Below are 15,582 nucleotides of genomic sequence, written 5' to 3'. Positions count from 1 at the left end.
TACGTTGAGTTCAACGGAAAACCGATCCGCCCTACCCTGGTGGGGCATTCACACCTTTGCGGAGCAGCCCGGCTGGACCTGGGCCTTAGAAAACCGCACGATCACCATCCGCCGGGATCCAAACGAATGGAAAGTCTGGGACCGGCCACAGCAGGAAGAATCGTCGGCCGCGTACATCCACAAGCGACCGGCGGAGTCAGTCGATGAGCCCGAGGAAGTGTATTCGCCGCACTTTACCCTGACTCGTCTGATTCAGGACCGCAGCCATACCGAACTGAACATTCTGCCAGCACTGGCCGATCGCTTTATGGTGGTGAGTCCATCAGCGACGTTGCACCTGCTACCCGGTGAAAGCGCCACGCTCTTCGTCAGTACGCCATTGTGGTTTACCGCCAAGACCACCACCAATCAAACACTGGTTTTGGACTTGCCGTTCTGGCGACCGTCAGACTCCTGGTTCGGACCCAGCACCCGCGAAGGCGAAATGTGTTACGCCAAATACACCGATGCGCGACTGGATCTGAGCTTACTCGAGCAGCGTCAGCACCGCGCTGTCACACCGGTTCACGTAATCAACAAAGCGAAAGATGTGCTGACATTCGAGCGTATTAACATTCCCGTTCCGCTGCTGACCTTATATTCCGGCGAGAATGCCCAGTTGTGGACCAACCAACTGACGCTGACCCGCAACGACGACCGGGACATTGAAGTGGACATTGCCCAGAGTGCACCCTTTGACCACTTAAACCCCACCCCGGTCAACACCGCACGACTGCCCAGTGAACGACGCACCCTGATGCGTAATCTCAGCAGTCTGTTTGCATGATCGTCGCCCCGACCTCCCGAGGAGTCTGAACCCATGGACGTACTGACCCGTTTGAATGAGTTAATCGAGTCCACGCATCTGTATTCAATACTGCAGGCGATACTGTTGCTGACGGCCGGTTATGTGCTCGGCAAACTGGCGAGCACCGCCGCGGTTAAAATTTCCGGGACCGCGCTGAGCCCCCACAGCCGTTTGATTCTGAAACGCGCGGTATTTTATGTCATTTTCGGACTGCTCAGTGTTTCGGCGCTCAGTCAGCTCGGGTTTGATCTGAACGTCATTCTCGGTGCGGCCGGTATCCTGACGGTCGCGCTGGGTTTTGCCTCGCAGACGTCCGCGTCGAACCTGATCAGCGGTTTGTTTCTGATGCTGGAGCGCCCCTTTTCCATTGGCGACATCATTCGCGTAAATGCCACTTCCGGCGAAGTCATTAGCATCGATTTACTGTCGGTCAAACTGCGCACCTTCGATAACCTGTTTGTCCGCATTCCGAACGAAACCATGCTGAAAACCGAAGTCACCACCTTAACCAAATACCCGATCCGGCGAGCCGATCTTTTAGTGGGTGTGGCCTACCGAGAAGACATTGAACGGGTGCGTGACATCCTGATGGACATCGCGGCAAAGGAACCGCTGTGTTTGGAAGAACCCAAACCACTGTTTATCTTTTCCGGGTTCGGTAACTCATCCATCGACATTCAGTTTTCCGTCTGGGCCCAACGGGAAAACTTCCTGACTCTGAAAAACAACATGCTGCAGGCCATTAAGATCCGCTTCGATCAGGAAGGCATCGAAATCCCCTTCCCGCATGTCAGTTTCTATACCGGCTCGGACAGCCGTCCACTGCCGGTCTCATTGGTCAACGATGCACCGGCCGACCCCTCTTAAGTCACCACTCGTCCAAGCCCAGCAAGCGGCGACCTAAAGCGGAGAGTTCGGCTGGTCCATACTCAAAGGTTTCCTTGCCGCGCGGATCGCCCGGAAACGCATCCCCGGCTGGTGCCTGGCGGTGAGCCCAAAGGTGAATCCTCTCGTCAACCAACCGTCTATCTTCCGGTTGTGCCGGAAACATCGAGACATATTGCGCCATCCGTGCTCGATTCATCGAACCGTTGGGTCGCACACCATGAGGCAACAGTGCATTGAACACCAGCATGTCACCGGCATTTAACGGAACCGGGGCAATGTCATAACCGGACACATCCGGATGGTAAGGGTCGACGCCCGCTGGCTGATGTGAGCGCCACCAGTCGAAATCACGAAAAATCCCCGGCACGCACTGGAAGCCCCCGGTTTCGGCATCCTGATCGGACAACGCCAACACCCCCTGTACCGACACCGGCAACGGCGTTGCGGAACTGTCGACATCAAAATGAATGAAACCCTGGTCATCAGTCAACGCCCGGGGGCCTCGATTCGGCGTGTTCAGATTGGCCCGGTCGATGGACACCCAAAGGTCTTCCCGATCCCAGATATCAACAAACAGATCGTACATCGCGCGGTGCTGACGCACCTGCCACATCGCCGGGTGATGATACATCTCAACCATACCGGTGTTGTTCAGCTCGGTCATTTTGTGATCTCGGCGCTGGCGTTTCGACCAGGTTGTCGGATCATCCGGGTCCATCTCTTCGAAGGCCCACACCGCCTGTCGCACCTGTTCGATCAACGAAGCTGGTATCAGATTACGGATAACCACATAACCGTGGGTAATCCACTGTTGCCAGTCATCCTCAGTCATGACCCGCAACGGGTGCGTTTTAATAATTTGGTGTAAGGGCTTGGCTGGCCCTACGGCGCCGGGATGTTTGGGTTGCGCGGTCATCAGTCGCCTCCAGTCGTGGTTCCGATGCGTGAGAACTGACAGTGTATGGCGCTGAACAACCAAAAGTGATGTAATTACCGCAAAAAGTACGTCTATACTTGCGAATATCGCATTATTTATAACGAACGATGAAACCGTTTCTAGAGACCATCAGCAAAGCACCGCAACAAAGCCTCACGGTGCTGGATCGCCGGCTCGATGACGGCATTCCGTTTGAGTGGCATCAGCACCCGGAGTACGAGCTGACCCTGACACTGAACAGTCAGGGGCACAGATACGTCGGCGACAGCATTGCGCCCTATCAGGACGACGATCTGGTGCTGGTCGGGCCTAACACGCCGCACACCTGGCATTCCGACAGTGCTCCGACGTCATCAAAACCGCACACCGCCCTTGTTGTCTGGTTTTCGGAAGCCTGGCTCCGGCAACTGGTCACGCTGTGCCCGGAATGGTCGAATCTGCAACACCTGATCGATCGGGCCCGGGGGGCGTTACGCTTCAGTAACCAAACCGGTGCCGCCATCCGATCAGACCTGCAGGAACTGATCGAGGCTGAACCGGAACGGCGATTACTGACCTTTGTGCAGATTCTCCAGATGCTGAACACAGATACCGAGGCACAGCCCCTGTGTCGCCATTTTCTGCACACCCCGCCTGATGATCGTCTGCAACCGGTCATTGATCGGCTTAACCGCGAATATGCCAACCCACCGACAGCGGCCGAACTGGCGGCGATGACGCACCTGAGCGTGTCGTCATTTCAGCGACAGTTTCAGCGCCACACCCGGTTGTCTCCGAGCCAATACATTGCCCGTTTACGGATCGGGCAGGCCTGCTCACAACTGATTTCCAGCCAAACCCAGATTGCCATCATCGCGCAACAGGTCGGCTATCAGAGCCTGGCTCAGTTCAACAAAACGTTTAAATCCCTGAAGGGCCTGACGCCCCGTCAGTTCCGCGCGCAGTTCCGCGCTCACTAAACTGAGCGTTCAATCATGACCAATGGCAGTCGATCCTTACAAGCTATTTGTATCTAATAGACATATCTAAAAGATAATTAAATAGGATATACCCATGCGCCTGCCCTTGCTCTTGAGCATCGCCCTGCTGTTATCGGCCTGTGCCAGCCAGCCCAAACCCGACATCAGTCAATCATCGCCGCAGATCGGCGTACAACGCTTTGATGTTCAGCGTACCGAAACCGATTGGTATCAGGTGTATGCCTGGTATCCGACCTGTAACACCCTCGACACTCAACCACTGCCTTACTCTGAGGACTGGTTGAACGATGTGCTGGCACAACAGTACGGCATTCCCGCCTTCCTGATGGGCGGAGAATCGCCTTCGGATTCCTGGCTCAACGCCCCGCCCGCGCCGGGAGCCTATCCGGTTCTGATTTTTAACCACGGCTGGGGGGCCTTTGCCCGCTCCAACATGACGCAGATGCAAACACTGGCGGAAGCCGGATTCGTTGTGTTGAGTTTGAATCATCCCGGCGACAGCGCCATCGTTCAGGACGCCTCCGGCCAGCTTCACCGACAAAGTGACGATGTGCTCAACACACCGGAGCCCACCGAGGAAGACCTCGCCGCCATCGCCCGGCAACTGACCTCTATTCGCGACAGCCAAACACCGGCTGCGTTTCGCGACGCTGTTGCGGCCCTGGAAGCTCGTCCGGATTACCAACCGTTGCAGGATAACTTTCAACGTTGGGTGGCGGACACCGAACACCTGTTAACGCTGCTCGACAGCAGTAGTGAGCAATTACCCGCAAGCCTGATCAGCCACCTCGACACCACGAACATCGGTCTGCTCGGACACAGCTTCGGCGGTGCCGTGTCCGGCGTCGTTACACATCGAACGGAACAGCACCGGCCCACCATAGTGATGGACGTGCCGCAGTTTACCTATGGCCTTGAGCTGATCCACGACACACCCACGATTCGCTATCTCAACGGCACCGACACCCGCTACGGTAAGACCACTGTTTCCGGTGAGGGCATGAATGCTGGCTGGATACAAAACAATCCCAACGCGAGCGAGCGAACCTTTACCGGTGCCGCGCACATGAACTTCACCGACCTCAATCATGTCCCGCCACTGAAATGGGCTGGCCTTTTAGGGTCGGTCGACGGTAAAGTGTTCTGGAACGAACTGAACCAGGACATCCTGACCTATTATCGTCAGCACCTGTCCACCATCACGGAACCCGACACCCTCTGTGCAAGACAAAATCATACTGGGACTGCTGAGCTTTTCTGAACTGTCGCTCTACGATCTGCGAAAGGCGATGGAACAGAGTACGGCCTTCTTTTATAACGCCAGCACGGGCAGCATTCACCCGGCCCTGAAAAAACTGGAAAAAAACGGCTGGGTGACCGTGCGGACGGTCTCTCAGGGCAAACGGGAGAAGAAACTCTATGCCCGAACCGAGGCTGGCGCCCAGACGTTCCAGGCGTGGATCAGCGAACCGCTCAAGCTGTCCACAATTAAAGATGAAGCCATCCTGCGACTGTTTTTTCTCGGCCACCAGCCGCAGGATGTGTCCACTCAACTGCAGGATTACATCGAAGAACTGACGCGGCAGGCGAGCGTGATGGCAAACCTGCAAACCCGGCTCGAACAGGAAACGGTCCCCGAAGCCTGGCAACACCAAGCCTGGTTTCAACTGCGCACGCTGAAGTTCGGACTCGATTACACACGCTTCTGTATCGGATGGATGCAGGAAACACTCGACGATTACCAAGCTCACTTTCCAATCTGATCGGTCAGATGACGGCTGATCGTGTTCGTCGCCTCTGCTATAGTGGCCGGCTTTTGAACGCACTTGGTCTACGCTTTTATTATGTTGTTGGAAAACTGGCCCAAATCGGTACGCGTCATTCTGTTTCGGATTCTCGGTCTGACCTGGATTCTGAACCTGCTGGCGCACATGCAGAAAGATCACCCCTCCACGCACGAGTTGCTGAATCGGATATTCAACCGCAATCAATTCGATGTTCGCGTGTTCAACGAAGAACGCTTGCCGAAAGAAGGCGGCTGTGTGATTGCCATCAACCACCCGCATGGCTTTTTCGATGGGCTGGGCGCGGTATGGCTGGGCAGCAAACACGGCAACGATTGCCGGATTATCGGTCGGCATTTCATCTCGGTGTTCAAGCCCATTCGGCGACTGTTTCTGTTTATTAAAATTGACGCGGAACGGCGTTCTGATCAGGGTGCACAAATTACCGAACAATCGTCTGAGTTTGTCCGTAATGGCGGTCGACTGGGCATCTCGTCGGCTGGACGATTGAGCCTGTCCAATCCGGTCTGGAAACCAGCGGAAGACCTGCCCTGGAAAACCGGTACCGTGCGCATTGCCACGGCAGCGGAGGCACCGATTGTGCTGGTCTATGTCGATGTACGTCATTCCACATGGCGGCAGATCGGCCAGCGGATTCATCCGGTCGTTCGGGCTCTGGCCCAGGTATGGAGCTATCGGTTTTTCCGCACCCAAAAGCTGCACATGCACATCCTCGATGTCGTCCACCCGGATCAGTTACCGCAAGGCGATGTTCGAGAACAGACGCAATGGCTGCAGGCGCATTTCGATAAACTCAGCGCCGATATTTCAACTGGCCGTCAACGCCGGACGACGTGACCAGAACAGTGACAGGCTCAGACCCGACACCAGGTGCCAGACACCCCAAAAGGCAGTAATGATCAACATACCCCCGAGGTCCGGATAGAAGTTAAACAGAATGATCAGACCCAAGCCGGAGTTCTGAATCCCGACTTCCAGGGTAACGGCCCGGGTCTGGTCTTCGGGTAATTTCATCAGGCGACTGCTCAGATAACCTAACCCCAATGCCAAAGCGTTATGCAATATCACCAACCCGATGAACTTATGCGCGTGCTCAAGAAAAATTTCCCCGTTTGAGCTGAAGGCAATACCGACAAACCCAAAAAACAGCAACATCGAGAGCCAGCGGAACGGCGTGTCCAGGCGAGACGACACCGTCGGAAAAGCTCGCCCCACGAACATGCCACCAGCCAAAGGCAACACCAATACCACCAGAATCAGCTTCATGATATCCAGCGGCGCGACCGAGATGTTGGCCAATAGCTGTGCGGTTTGCGGATCAAGACCTGCGTAAAACGCAAAGTTAAACGGCGTCATGATGAGCGCGGCCACCGTGGAGATGCCGGTCATGGATACAGAGGTCGCCAGGTGTCCCCGCGAAAGCCAAGTCATGATGTTCGAAAAACTGCCACCCGGACACGAGGCCACTAGAATCATCCCCAGGGCCATAGATGGATCGACATTGAGCCATTGGGTAACAACAAAGGTAATCGCAGGCAGCAAAACAAACTGACTGACCAGTCCGATCAACGGCGCTTTAGGTGCGCGCAACAGGTAACGGAAGTCATCCACCCGGACAGACAAGGAGGCGCCGAACATCATTAACGCCAACAGCCCGTTAAGCAGCGCAAATGAATCCGGATTGAAATGGATTTGAACGGTATCGAGCAAAACGTACAACCTTTCTCGTTTTTATTTTGCAGGGTAACAGCAAACCGGGGTTTTGCAACGCCAGCCCGGCGGTCAGTGTCGGCTCAGGCTGTGCCGGAACGGCCGGTGATTATACAGATAGCTCCAGGCTTTATGCCGCCAGCTGATCTCCCGTTCAAAGCGTCGGTTCACCAGCTCATGCAACCAGTTCGGCGTATTTTCACTGATCAGATCGAGCGTCTCGAATGGGGCCAAACCAGACAGTGACATGCGGATGTTTTCACGTCGGGAAAAGTTAATAAACTGCACGTAAAAAAAGCTCAACTCTGCTTCGTGCTTTTTCAGAAACCGAACGATCTCCCGGCTTCGCTCCGGATCGAGTCGTCGATTCACGTCGTAAGTTTGAACATCGCCATTGGTAAACGTACAGATAATTTTAAGAATGACGTACTCATCCGGGCTGTTCCGCAACAGCAGCTTGGACAAACGGGAAATGTGTTGCGCCAAACTCCATTGCGCACGGTTATAGAGTTTCCAAGAAACAGTTTTAAGACTCATCTGAGTTCAAAGGTTAATCGCCTGACCTCAGTATAGTGTAGTTTCCGAACATGTCTGTTTGATAACAAAGCCAAACGAATGATTTAGCGGCGGTTCACATTGAGACATCCATGGCCATTCGTTGCGTAATCCATTGCTGAAAGGCCGACATCGCTGATGAAAATGGTCGGTTTTTCTGAGTCACCAGATAAAAAGACTTCGATTGTTGCATCATGATATCGATCGGCACCATGAGATCACCGTTTTCAATTTCCTCACTGACCAACGACGGATCGGTCAGCGCCACGCCCAACCCCCGGGTGGCGGCATTGGCCGTGTTCATCCCATTGGAAAAACTGATCGTCCCTTGCGAAGGTTGGTAGGGCGTGTCGGTTAACTGGAACCACTGCGGCCATTCTTCCGGACGCTTTCGCACGGACAGCAGGCGGAACTTCAACAGATCTTCCGGCTCCATCACCCGCTCCTGTTCGAGCAGGTAGGGAGAACACACCGGCACCAGATAGGAAGAACGCAGGAACTGACAGTCGATACCCGACCACTGGCCATCCCCGAAATACACCGCCATGTCGATATCCGATTGTGCAAAATCGATCTCACCAATGGAGCTATGAATGTCCATTTCAATGTCAGGATAACGCTCGGTGAAATCCTGAAACCGGGGCAACAACCAGCGCTCCAGAAACGCCGGAGCCACAGCAAGCTTCAGTTCATCCCCGCCCTGACCAACCATCAGCCGTCGGGTGGCCGATTCCATGGTTTGAAACGCACCGGCTATTGACTCCAGATAGACCTCACCCGTCAACGTCAGAGTCACTTTCCGGGTTTTGCGCTCAAACAGCTGTATACCTAAATATTCCTCAAGTGACTTAACCTGATGACTGATCGCTGAAGGCGTAACATTCAGTTCATTTGCAGCTTCCTGAAAGCTCTCGGTGCGGCCTGCAGCTTCAAACGCTTGCAGAGACTTAAGTGGTGGCAGTCGCATGCATTACCCTAACAAGTGAATTTAATTCAACCATAGCGTTAAAATTAATCGTTTGTGACCATGCGGTCAACTGCCTACTATGGCCCTGTTCTGAAGATTTACTGTGTTTGTGACCTGTCAGAACAGGAATTTACTGAATCAGAGACTGAGCATTGCCGCATCCGCGCCTTGTCAGTTATCCCCTAGCAGGGCTCTCTCGATTCAGACGACAGCCCGGTGTTACCGATCTGTCGGGAGCTGAAACGCTCTTCCCCACCGTTTTTCAAAACTCGTTTAGTCGCCCGCTGTTAGCGGGCTTTTTTTTTGCCTGTCGAATGCCTGTCTTATCCCCGCTCTCTTTTTTAACCCCGTCATTTTGGCCACATTGGTACCATACCATCCTATTATTCATGACAGTTTTATTAAAAATTCATCAAAATAAGATCTTTATAGAAAACAGTCAGTTAGACCACTATCCGGAATCAGGTAACAGCGTTGTTTAGACAGCCGTCACACTCGATGAATGGTTCTAACTTCTAAGCCGCCTTTTCACTGTGCAAATATCCGACTTTAGTGCCAAAAGGTATTTAATTGGTATTTAAAAAAATAACACGCCCGAAAAGGACAACATCATGAAACAACCTTTACTCATGACAGCACTGGCCAGTGCTGTCCTGTCTACCGGAGCGTTTGCCGTCGACTGCGCTCCGCTGACGCCCTGGGAGCCAACGGTGGCCTACCTCGGCAAAGATCAGGTTAAACACCTCGACAGTGCTTATGAAGCCAAGTGGTGGTCACGCGGCAGCGCCCCGGATCAGCACAGCGGAACCGATCAGGAATGGCGCCTGCTCGGCCAATGCGACGGTACGATCGATCCGATTCCACCCACGGTTTCCTTGACCTCTCCAGCCGCCGGTACTTACGACGCTGGCACCCAGCTCACCCTGTCCGCAAACGCAGCAGACAACGATGGCAGTATCACGTCCGTGGTGTTTCTGGTCGATGGATCCGTCATCGCGACCCGTAACAGCGCGCCCTATACCGCCGACTGGACGGTGACCACCGGCAGCCACACACTGACCGTGGAAGCGACGGACAACGACAATCAGATCAGTACCGCATCAGTCAATGTGTCCGGTCGCGACGTCACGGACCCGAATGTGGTACCCAGCGTTTCCCTGACGGCGCCAGCTGATAACGCCGAAGTGTCCGTTGGAGATGTCCTCGCTCTCACGGCCAGCGCTGCCGACGCCGATGGTAGCGTTAGCTCGGTTGAGTTTTTTGTTGATGGCACCTCCATCGCCATTGATACCACTGCTCCATTCGCCAGCCAATGGACGGCTACCGTGGGTAACCACTCACTGTCCGCCATCGCGACCGATGACGATGGTGCCAACAGCCCCGTCGATTCGGTTTCGGTGACGGTGACCGGTGACACCACCCCACCGGTTTCCGACTGCCGACCGCAGGGGCTGTATCAGACCACCGGCATCGATGTGCCTTACTGCTCCATCTATGATGAAAATGGCCGGGAACAACTGGGTGACCACCACAATCGCCGCATCATCGGTTACTTCACCAGTTGGCGAAATGGCACCAACGGGCAGGCCCAATACCTCGCCAGTGACATTCCCTGGGAAAAGCTCACCCACATCAACTACGCCTTTGCCCACATCGACGACCAATACCGTCTGTCGGTTGGTGATCCGACCAATCCGGAAAACCCCGCGACTCAGATGACCTGGCCGAATGAGCCGGGCGCAGAGATGGACCCAAGCCTGCCGTACAACGGGCACTTCAACCTGCTGAACAAATACAAACAGCAATACCCGCACGTGAAAACGCTGATCTCGGTCGGCGGCTGGGCGGAAACCGGGGGCTTCTTTGATGACACCGGAGAACGCATCAACAACGGTGGTTTCTATACCATGACCACCAACCCCGACGGGTCTGTGAACACGCAAGGCATCAACACCTTTGCCGATTCGGCGGTCGACTTCATCCGTACCTACGGCTTTGACGGCGTTGATATTGACTACGAATATCCGACCTCAATGAATGGTGCCGGTAACCCAAAAGATTATTGGGTTGCGGATAACCTGCGGGGCGATCTGTGGGCATCGTATCAGGTGCTGATGAAAACCCTGCGTGAAAAACTCGATGCCGCTTCGGCGGAAGACGGCCAACATTATCTGCTGACCATTGCGTCACCGTCGTCAGCGTATCTGCTGCGCGGCATGGAAGATTTTGATGTCACGCCGTACCTCGATTACGTCAACATCATGTCTTACGACCTGCACGGCGCCTGGAACGCCTACGTCGGCCACAACGCGGCACTGTACGACACGGGTGAAGACCTCGAGCTGGAAGAAGGTGACATTTACGGCACCGCTCAGTACGGCAACATCGGTTACCTGAACACCGACTGGGCGGTTCATTATTTCCGCGGGGCACTGCCAGCGGGTCGGGTGAACATCGGGGTGCCCTACTACACTCGCGGCTGGGAAAACGTCAGCGGTGGCAACAACGGACTGTGGGGTAAAGCCGCACTGCCGAACCAAACCGACTGTCCCGATGGTACCGGCTTGACCGTCCCCTGTGGTTTTGGTGCCTTTGGCATTAACAATCTGTGGCACGACAAAGACGACAATGGCAACGAACTGGGCGCCGGTTCAAACCCATTGTGGCATGCGAAAAACCTCGAAGAAGGCATTGTGGGCTCTTACGTGACGCAATACGGCTTCCCGGCCAACACCACGCTAAGCGGTGACTACGTACGCCACTACGACAGCGTGGCGCAGGCCCCCTGGCTGTGGAATGCGACGGGTGGCGTCTTCCTGTCAACCGAAGACGAACAATCGATGACGGCCAAAGTCAATTACGTCATCGATCAGGGTGTTGGCGGAATCATGTTCTGGGAACTGGCGGGCGACTATGATTGGAACGCCAGCGAAGGCGAATATTACATTGGTGATACGCTGACCAGCATCGCGTACAACGCCTTTGCCAATGCCTCCCCTTATGACATTGTCACCGCGGACAACATTCCGGCACCGACCGAAGTACTGGAGCTGAACTACGACTTCGACGGCTTTAAAACCGGTGACAACAACTTCCCGATCAACCCAACGTTGCGACTGACCAACACAGGCGATCAGGAAATACCCGGCGGCACCGTCATTGAGTTCAACATGTCGACCGCCACGTCGAGCATCATCAATGATCAGTCCGGCGTTGGTTTGTCCGTCATCAGCGACGGCAGCAACACCGCAGGAAACAATGTCGGCGGTCTGGAGAATACCTTCCACCGCGTTGCGATGACACTGCCGGCCTGGCAAACACTGGCACCGGGTGAGGAAGTCGAAGTCACCATGAACTATTACCTGCCAGTCTCTTTGCCCAGCGGCTTCCGCGTAGTCATCGGTTCGAACAGCTACGGCGTGACGCAGGAATACGCCAACTTGCCAATTGCCGACCTTTCAACGGATGGCAATGATGGTGGCGACAACGGTGACGGTGGCAACGATGGCAGCTGCGATGCCACGAACGTTCCGGTTTACCCCAACTGGCCACAGACCGATTGGCAGGGCAATCCCAGTCATGCCAGTGGTTCTGACCTGATGGTACATAACAATGCCATCTGGGAAGCCAAGTGGTATACCAGTACAGAGCCTGGTTCCGACAGTTCCTGGGCGTTGGTGTGTAATCTGTAATTACGGTTAGACAGTACGCAAACGGCCGGAGAATCCGGCCGTTTTTTTGTTTCGAACATTCATCAAGCAATCAAAGCTTTCCGGCACCGGCATTCGCTTTAACATACTCGACAACGTCGCTGGCTGGCTTTGCGGGATTAACCCCATACAGCTCAGGCTTCCAGCCAACGTCCGGAGACATAGGCTTGCCGCTGGCGGCATTGGCAGCGTCCAGCAGATCAATCATCTCGCCATTGAACATCGACCCTGTATCAAAGAACACATCGCCTTTCATGTTACCCGCCGCATGAGACGCATTGCCGTTTGCTATCTCAAAAACATTCGCTTCGGAGTAGATAGCTGAATGTTTACCGGCACCCAGCGCCTGACGCAGGACATTGTGCTGTGGCTTATTGGCAAGCGAATCTAAATGGGCTTCATAAGCATTACGGCCATTGCCGGCACCCTGTGCATTTCCGACAAAATAATTGTTGTAAGAATGCACTTGACCATAACGTACCCGAGGCATTCGCTGTCCAACATTGTTGAAGTAATTATCATGCAGCGTCACACGCAGGTGGCCAGTATCGGCTGTTTTCTTATCGCTGTTACCGATTAACATTGCTTTGTCGTGATCATGAAAATAGCTATTTGAGATGGTAATCAAGTCCGCCTGATTGGTGATATCGATCAGACCATCATGATGTTGCACCTTCTGTGTGATCTCATTTTGTGGAAAAGGATACACCGGTGGAAACATGGAATCGGGACGATCGCCATCGGAGAATGTGCAATGATCAATCCAGATACGCTTCGCGCCGTTAATTGAAATCAGGTCATATTCAGCGTTCCAACGGCCGCCGCGACACATCTGCGGGCCATGCGAAGCATCGACATACGTGTCCTGACATCCGGGATAGCTGGCATCCAATTTGAAGCTGTCACCCGGATCCCAAGCTGGGAAGTAGTCAAACGCGTCTTCAAAAGCAATGTTACGGATAATGACATTTTCGACATTGTCTCCGAGTAACAGCATACCTTTTTCTATGGTGGCATCATCGCCAAGTCCAATCAGCGTAGTATTGGATGGAACATGAATGACAATCTGAGCTTTCTGAGCATCGGCAGAGGCCTGACGCGCTTCTTCCAATGGACCATCCAGGTTACGGTTAGGGCGCCCTTTGATCAGCGGCTTAATGTTCCAGACGGCTGGAGAATAAGCGTTTTTATAATCTTCAAAATTGTACGGCGCAACTCGATAATCCTCTTCGGTCAGCTCCTGACCGTCGTCATCGCTGGACAAGTTAATCGTGCCCTTGATCTGAATGATTTTGGGTTCATCGCCCGCCTGAGACAGGGCATCGACGAAGGCTTTACGGCTGGAAACCGTAAAAACGTTCTCTTCCAGGGCTAAGGCGCCTCCCGTAACAGGCCCTTCAGCCGCTGCCCAGCCGTCCTGCTCGGGCAAAACTTCTCGGGCCGAATCGGCCGTCGCTTGCAGGCCCAGGCTGGAACAGCCGAACAGCATAAACGGCAACAGGCACGTTGCGAGATAAGTACGTTTACTCATGGTTTTCTCCAAATGTTTTTGTTGTTGTTCTACGCTTTCGGAGAAACATAAAAACACTTTTTTGATTTATTTAAAATAGCGTTTTAAATTAAAATATTGATTCATTTCAAAAAAATCAAAGATAGTCAGAAATAAGATACTTTTTGCCAGGGTTGTTGAGGATGAATTTCGGCAATATCGACATGCATAGGAAGAGCCCCCTCTGCTGAACGTATGTATCGAAGACTCGACCTGGAGGACTTTGCAGATCATGCATGGTCGATTCGACGACGAACGTCAACAAGGGCAAAAGCTAACAATGATGAAAGGTCTGAGGATCGGTGTTTATGACTGTGGCAACGGCAGTGATATCCACAGTGATCAGGTGAGGGCTTTCCGATCTTGGCTCACGCAGCCACTTGATCGCTCTCAGGCGCTCGCATCAGCCAAAGAGCAACAATCGCCAGGCCCATCATGGCGCCACCCGCAACAAACACATGGTAATAGCTGAACCACTGAGCAATGACGCCGATGAACACATTGCTCAATAACATGGCACAGATAAAGACATTGTTGAACAGCGTATTGGCTAACCCCAACTGATCGCGCATGAGCTTTTGCATGAGCAACATCCCCAGAGTCTGCGTTGTCGCGACGAAGAGCGCATTAAAAAATTGAAGCCCCATCAATGCCGGAGTTTGCGTAAAAGTCAGCATGCCGAGGAATAAAAGCAGCCCGGAAGTCATTCCAACCAACAGAACGCGGCGATAGCCCAATCGAGCGCCCCACATCCCTGCTAAAATCATCAACGGAATTTCCAGTAAAGCGGCTAATCCTAACAGGTAACCAGCCCACTGATCGGCGATCATCAGTTCCTTGGTGAGGTAGAGAGGAATGGCGGTGACAAACAGAGTATTCGCCATAAATGCAAATAGAAAACTGCCCAGTAAGAGGACGATCGAGACATTACGATACCAGGCCATCGGGGCAATATGGCCGGTATCACTTTCGGTTTGATGACTCTGTTCTGGCAAACGCCAGGTCATCAGCGCTAACAACTGCGACATCACGATGGCAATCATAAAGGTCATTGAAAATCCATACCCGGCTTTTACCATGAACGCCACTGGCGGACCAATCACAAAGGACACCGCAAAGCCCGCGCGCATAGAGGAAATAAAGACTTCGGTATCTTTAATCCCATTCTGATCACAATATTCTCGACCCAGACTGTAAATCTGCGACATCGCCGGTGCATTGCCGCTGAACAAAAGTACCGCGGCCGCCAGTACAACCCAGTAATTATTGGAAAGCGCAAAGACAACAAGCGTGGCGGTTAGAAATTGCTGGCCGACGATGATGATTTTCTTTCGTGATAATCCTTTATCAGACCACTTCGCTACCCGGGTCGCGACAAACACGCCGGCCATCGCCTGAATGGCCAAAAAAATCCCCATCTGCAATGGACTGGCGCCCACTTCGTCAATTAAGAACAACCCCATCAACGGCATGACCAGCGAAATACTAAGCCCGTTGAACAACGCTGCACTGATGAACTGAACACGATAAATCAGAAGTTGAGACATTAAGATTACCTCCTGACTAAGAAAGGATGCTGGCTAACGACCTGCCAGAAAAAATCGAACCGAAGTAAGCCGCATAAAAGTAACGCT

Annotated in this window: 13 protein-coding genes; 7 read left to right on the top strand and 6 right to left on the bottom strand. The window is 53.5% G+C overall.

What is annotated here, in order from left to right:
- The first annotated feature begins 4 nt into the window (after positions 1–4).
- Positions 5–826, top strand: coding sequence for a hypothetical protein (locus tag MED297_RS02450; RefSeq protein WP_154650823.1), 822 nt, complete (start codon positions 5–7; stop codon positions 824–826).
- Between the two features lie 33 nt (positions 827–859).
- Positions 860–1,714, top strand: coding sequence for a mechanosensitive ion channel family protein (locus tag MED297_RS02445; protein WP_008042054.1), 855 nt, complete (start codon positions 860–862; stop codon positions 1,712–1,714).
- Position 1,715: 1 nt separating this feature from the next.
- Here MED297_RS02445 and MED297_RS02440 read toward each other — a convergent pair whose 3' ends face one another.
- Complete coding sequence (locus MED297_RS02440) at positions 1,716–2,651, bottom strand: phytanoyl-CoA dioxygenase family protein (RefSeq protein WP_008042053.1); 936 nt, start codon at positions 2,649–2,651, stop codon at positions 1,716–1,718.
- 128 nt (positions 2,652–2,779) lie between these two features.
- Between MED297_RS02440 and MED297_RS02435 the strand changes: the two genes are divergently transcribed.
- From MED297_RS02435 to MED297_RS02420, 4 genes are all read left to right on the top strand, one after another.
- Positions 2,780–3,631 carry a helix-turn-helix domain-containing protein gene (locus MED297_RS02435; RefSeq protein WP_008042039.1) on the top strand — a complete coding sequence of 284 codons (852 nt, stop codon included), beginning with the start codon at positions 2,780–2,782 and terminating at the stop codon, positions 3,629–3,631.
- Between the two features lie 94 nt (positions 3,632–3,725).
- Positions 3,726–4,913, top strand: a complete 1,188-nt coding sequence (locus MED297_RS02430) for an alpha/beta hydrolase (RefSeq protein WP_008042038.1) — start codon at positions 3,726–3,728, stop codon at positions 4,911–4,913.
- Complete coding sequence (locus MED297_RS20995) at positions 4,873–5,415, top strand: PadR family transcriptional regulator (RefSeq protein WP_008042037.1); 543 nt, start codon at positions 4,873–4,875, stop codon at positions 5,413–5,415. The genes MED297_RS02430 and MED297_RS20995 overlap by 41 nt, the downstream gene beginning before the upstream one ends.
- Positions 5,416–5,478: 63 nt before the next feature.
- Positions 5,479–6,294: a lysophospholipid acyltransferase family protein gene (locus MED297_RS02420; protein WP_154650822.1), complete on the top strand. Its 816-nt coding sequence runs from the start codon at positions 5,479–5,481 to the stop codon at positions 6,292–6,294.
- Here the strand turns inward: MED297_RS02420 and MED297_RS02415 are convergent.
- From MED297_RS02415 to gcvA, 3 genes are all read right to left on the bottom strand, one after another.
- Positions 6,265–7,167 (bottom strand): bile acid:sodium symporter family protein, encoded by a 903-nt coding sequence (locus tag MED297_RS02415; protein WP_237613402.1) that lies wholly within the window; start codon positions 7,165–7,167, stop codon positions 6,265–6,267. The genes MED297_RS02420 and MED297_RS02415 overlap by 30 nt on opposite strands.
- A gap of 72 nt (positions 7,168–7,239) precedes the next feature.
- On the bottom strand, positions 7,240–7,704 hold the full coding sequence (locus MED297_RS02410; protein ID WP_008042028.1) for a hypothetical protein: 465 nt from the start codon (positions 7,702–7,704) through the stop codon (positions 7,240–7,242).
- Between the two features lie 94 nt (positions 7,705–7,798).
- Positions 7,799–8,689 (bottom strand): transcriptional regulator GcvA, encoded by an 891-nt coding sequence (gene gcvA, locus MED297_RS02405; RefSeq protein WP_008042027.1) that lies wholly within the window; start codon positions 8,687–8,689, stop codon positions 7,799–7,801.
- A gap of 611 nt (positions 8,690–9,300) precedes the next feature.
- Here gcvA and MED297_RS02400 point away from each other — a divergent pair.
- Positions 9,301–12,381, top strand: coding sequence for a glycosyl hydrolase family 18 protein (locus MED297_RS02400; RefSeq protein WP_008042026.1), 3,081 nt, complete (start codon positions 9,301–9,303; stop codon positions 12,379–12,381).
- Positions 12,382–12,451: 70 nt separating this feature from the next.
- On the opposite strand, the gene MED297_RS02395 is transcribed toward MED297_RS02400, so the two are convergent.
- Positions 12,452–13,930, bottom strand: a complete 1,479-nt coding sequence (locus tag MED297_RS02395) for a pectate lyase family protein (RefSeq protein WP_040556402.1) — start codon at positions 13,928–13,930, stop codon at positions 12,452–12,454.
- A 386-nt stretch (positions 13,931–14,316) separates the two neighbouring features.
- On the bottom strand, positions 14,317–15,495 hold the full coding sequence (locus MED297_RS02390) for a sugar efflux transporter (RefSeq protein ID WP_008042024.1): 1,179 nt from the start codon (positions 15,493–15,495) through the stop codon (positions 14,317–14,319).
- Between the last annotated feature and the right edge of the window lie 87 nt (positions 15,496–15,582).

This window comes from Reinekea blandensis MED297, assembly GCF_000153185.1.
GTDB lineage: Bacteria > Pseudomonadota > Gammaproteobacteria > Pseudomonadales > Natronospirillaceae > Reinekea > Reinekea blandensis.
The sequence above is the reverse complement of the archived record's forward strand: the minus strand, read 5'-3'. Positions and strand labels throughout refer to the sequence as shown.

Bases quoted from the DNA above. Each gene is read 5' to 3' on its own strand.
- MED297_RS02445 (WP_008042054.1), top strand. From the start codon at position 860: ATGGACGTACTGACCCGTTTGAATGAGTTAATCGAGTCCACGCATCTG.
- MED297_RS02440 (WP_008042053.1), bottom strand. From the start codon at position 2,651: ATGACCGCGCAACCCAAACATCCCGGCGCCGTAGGGCCAGCCAAGCCC.
- MED297_RS02435 (WP_008042039.1), top strand. From the start codon at position 2,780: ATGAAACCGTTTCTAGAGACCATCAGCAAAGCACCGCAACAAAGCCTC.
- MED297_RS02430 (WP_008042038.1), top strand. From the start codon at position 3,726: ATGCGCCTGCCCTTGCTCTTGAGCATCGCCCTGCTGTTATCGGCCTGT.
- MED297_RS02410 (WP_008042028.1), bottom strand. From the start codon at position 7,704: ATGAGTCTTAAAACTGTTTCTTGGAAACTCTATAACCGTGCGCAATGG.
- gcvA (WP_008042027.1), bottom strand. From the start codon at position 8,689: ATGCGACTGCCACCACTTAAGTCTCTGCAAGCGTTTGAAGCTGCAGGC.
- MED297_RS02400 (WP_008042026.1), top strand. From the start codon at position 9,301: ATGAAACAACCTTTACTCATGACAGCACTGGCCAGTGCTGTCCTGTCT.
- MED297_RS02395 (WP_040556402.1), bottom strand. From the start codon at position 13,930: ATGAGTAAACGTACTTATCTCGCAACGTGCCTGTTGCCGTTTATGCTG.
- MED297_RS02390 (WP_008042024.1), bottom strand. From the start codon at position 15,495: ATGTCTCAACTTCTGATTTATCGTGTTCAGTTCATCAGTGCAGCGTTG.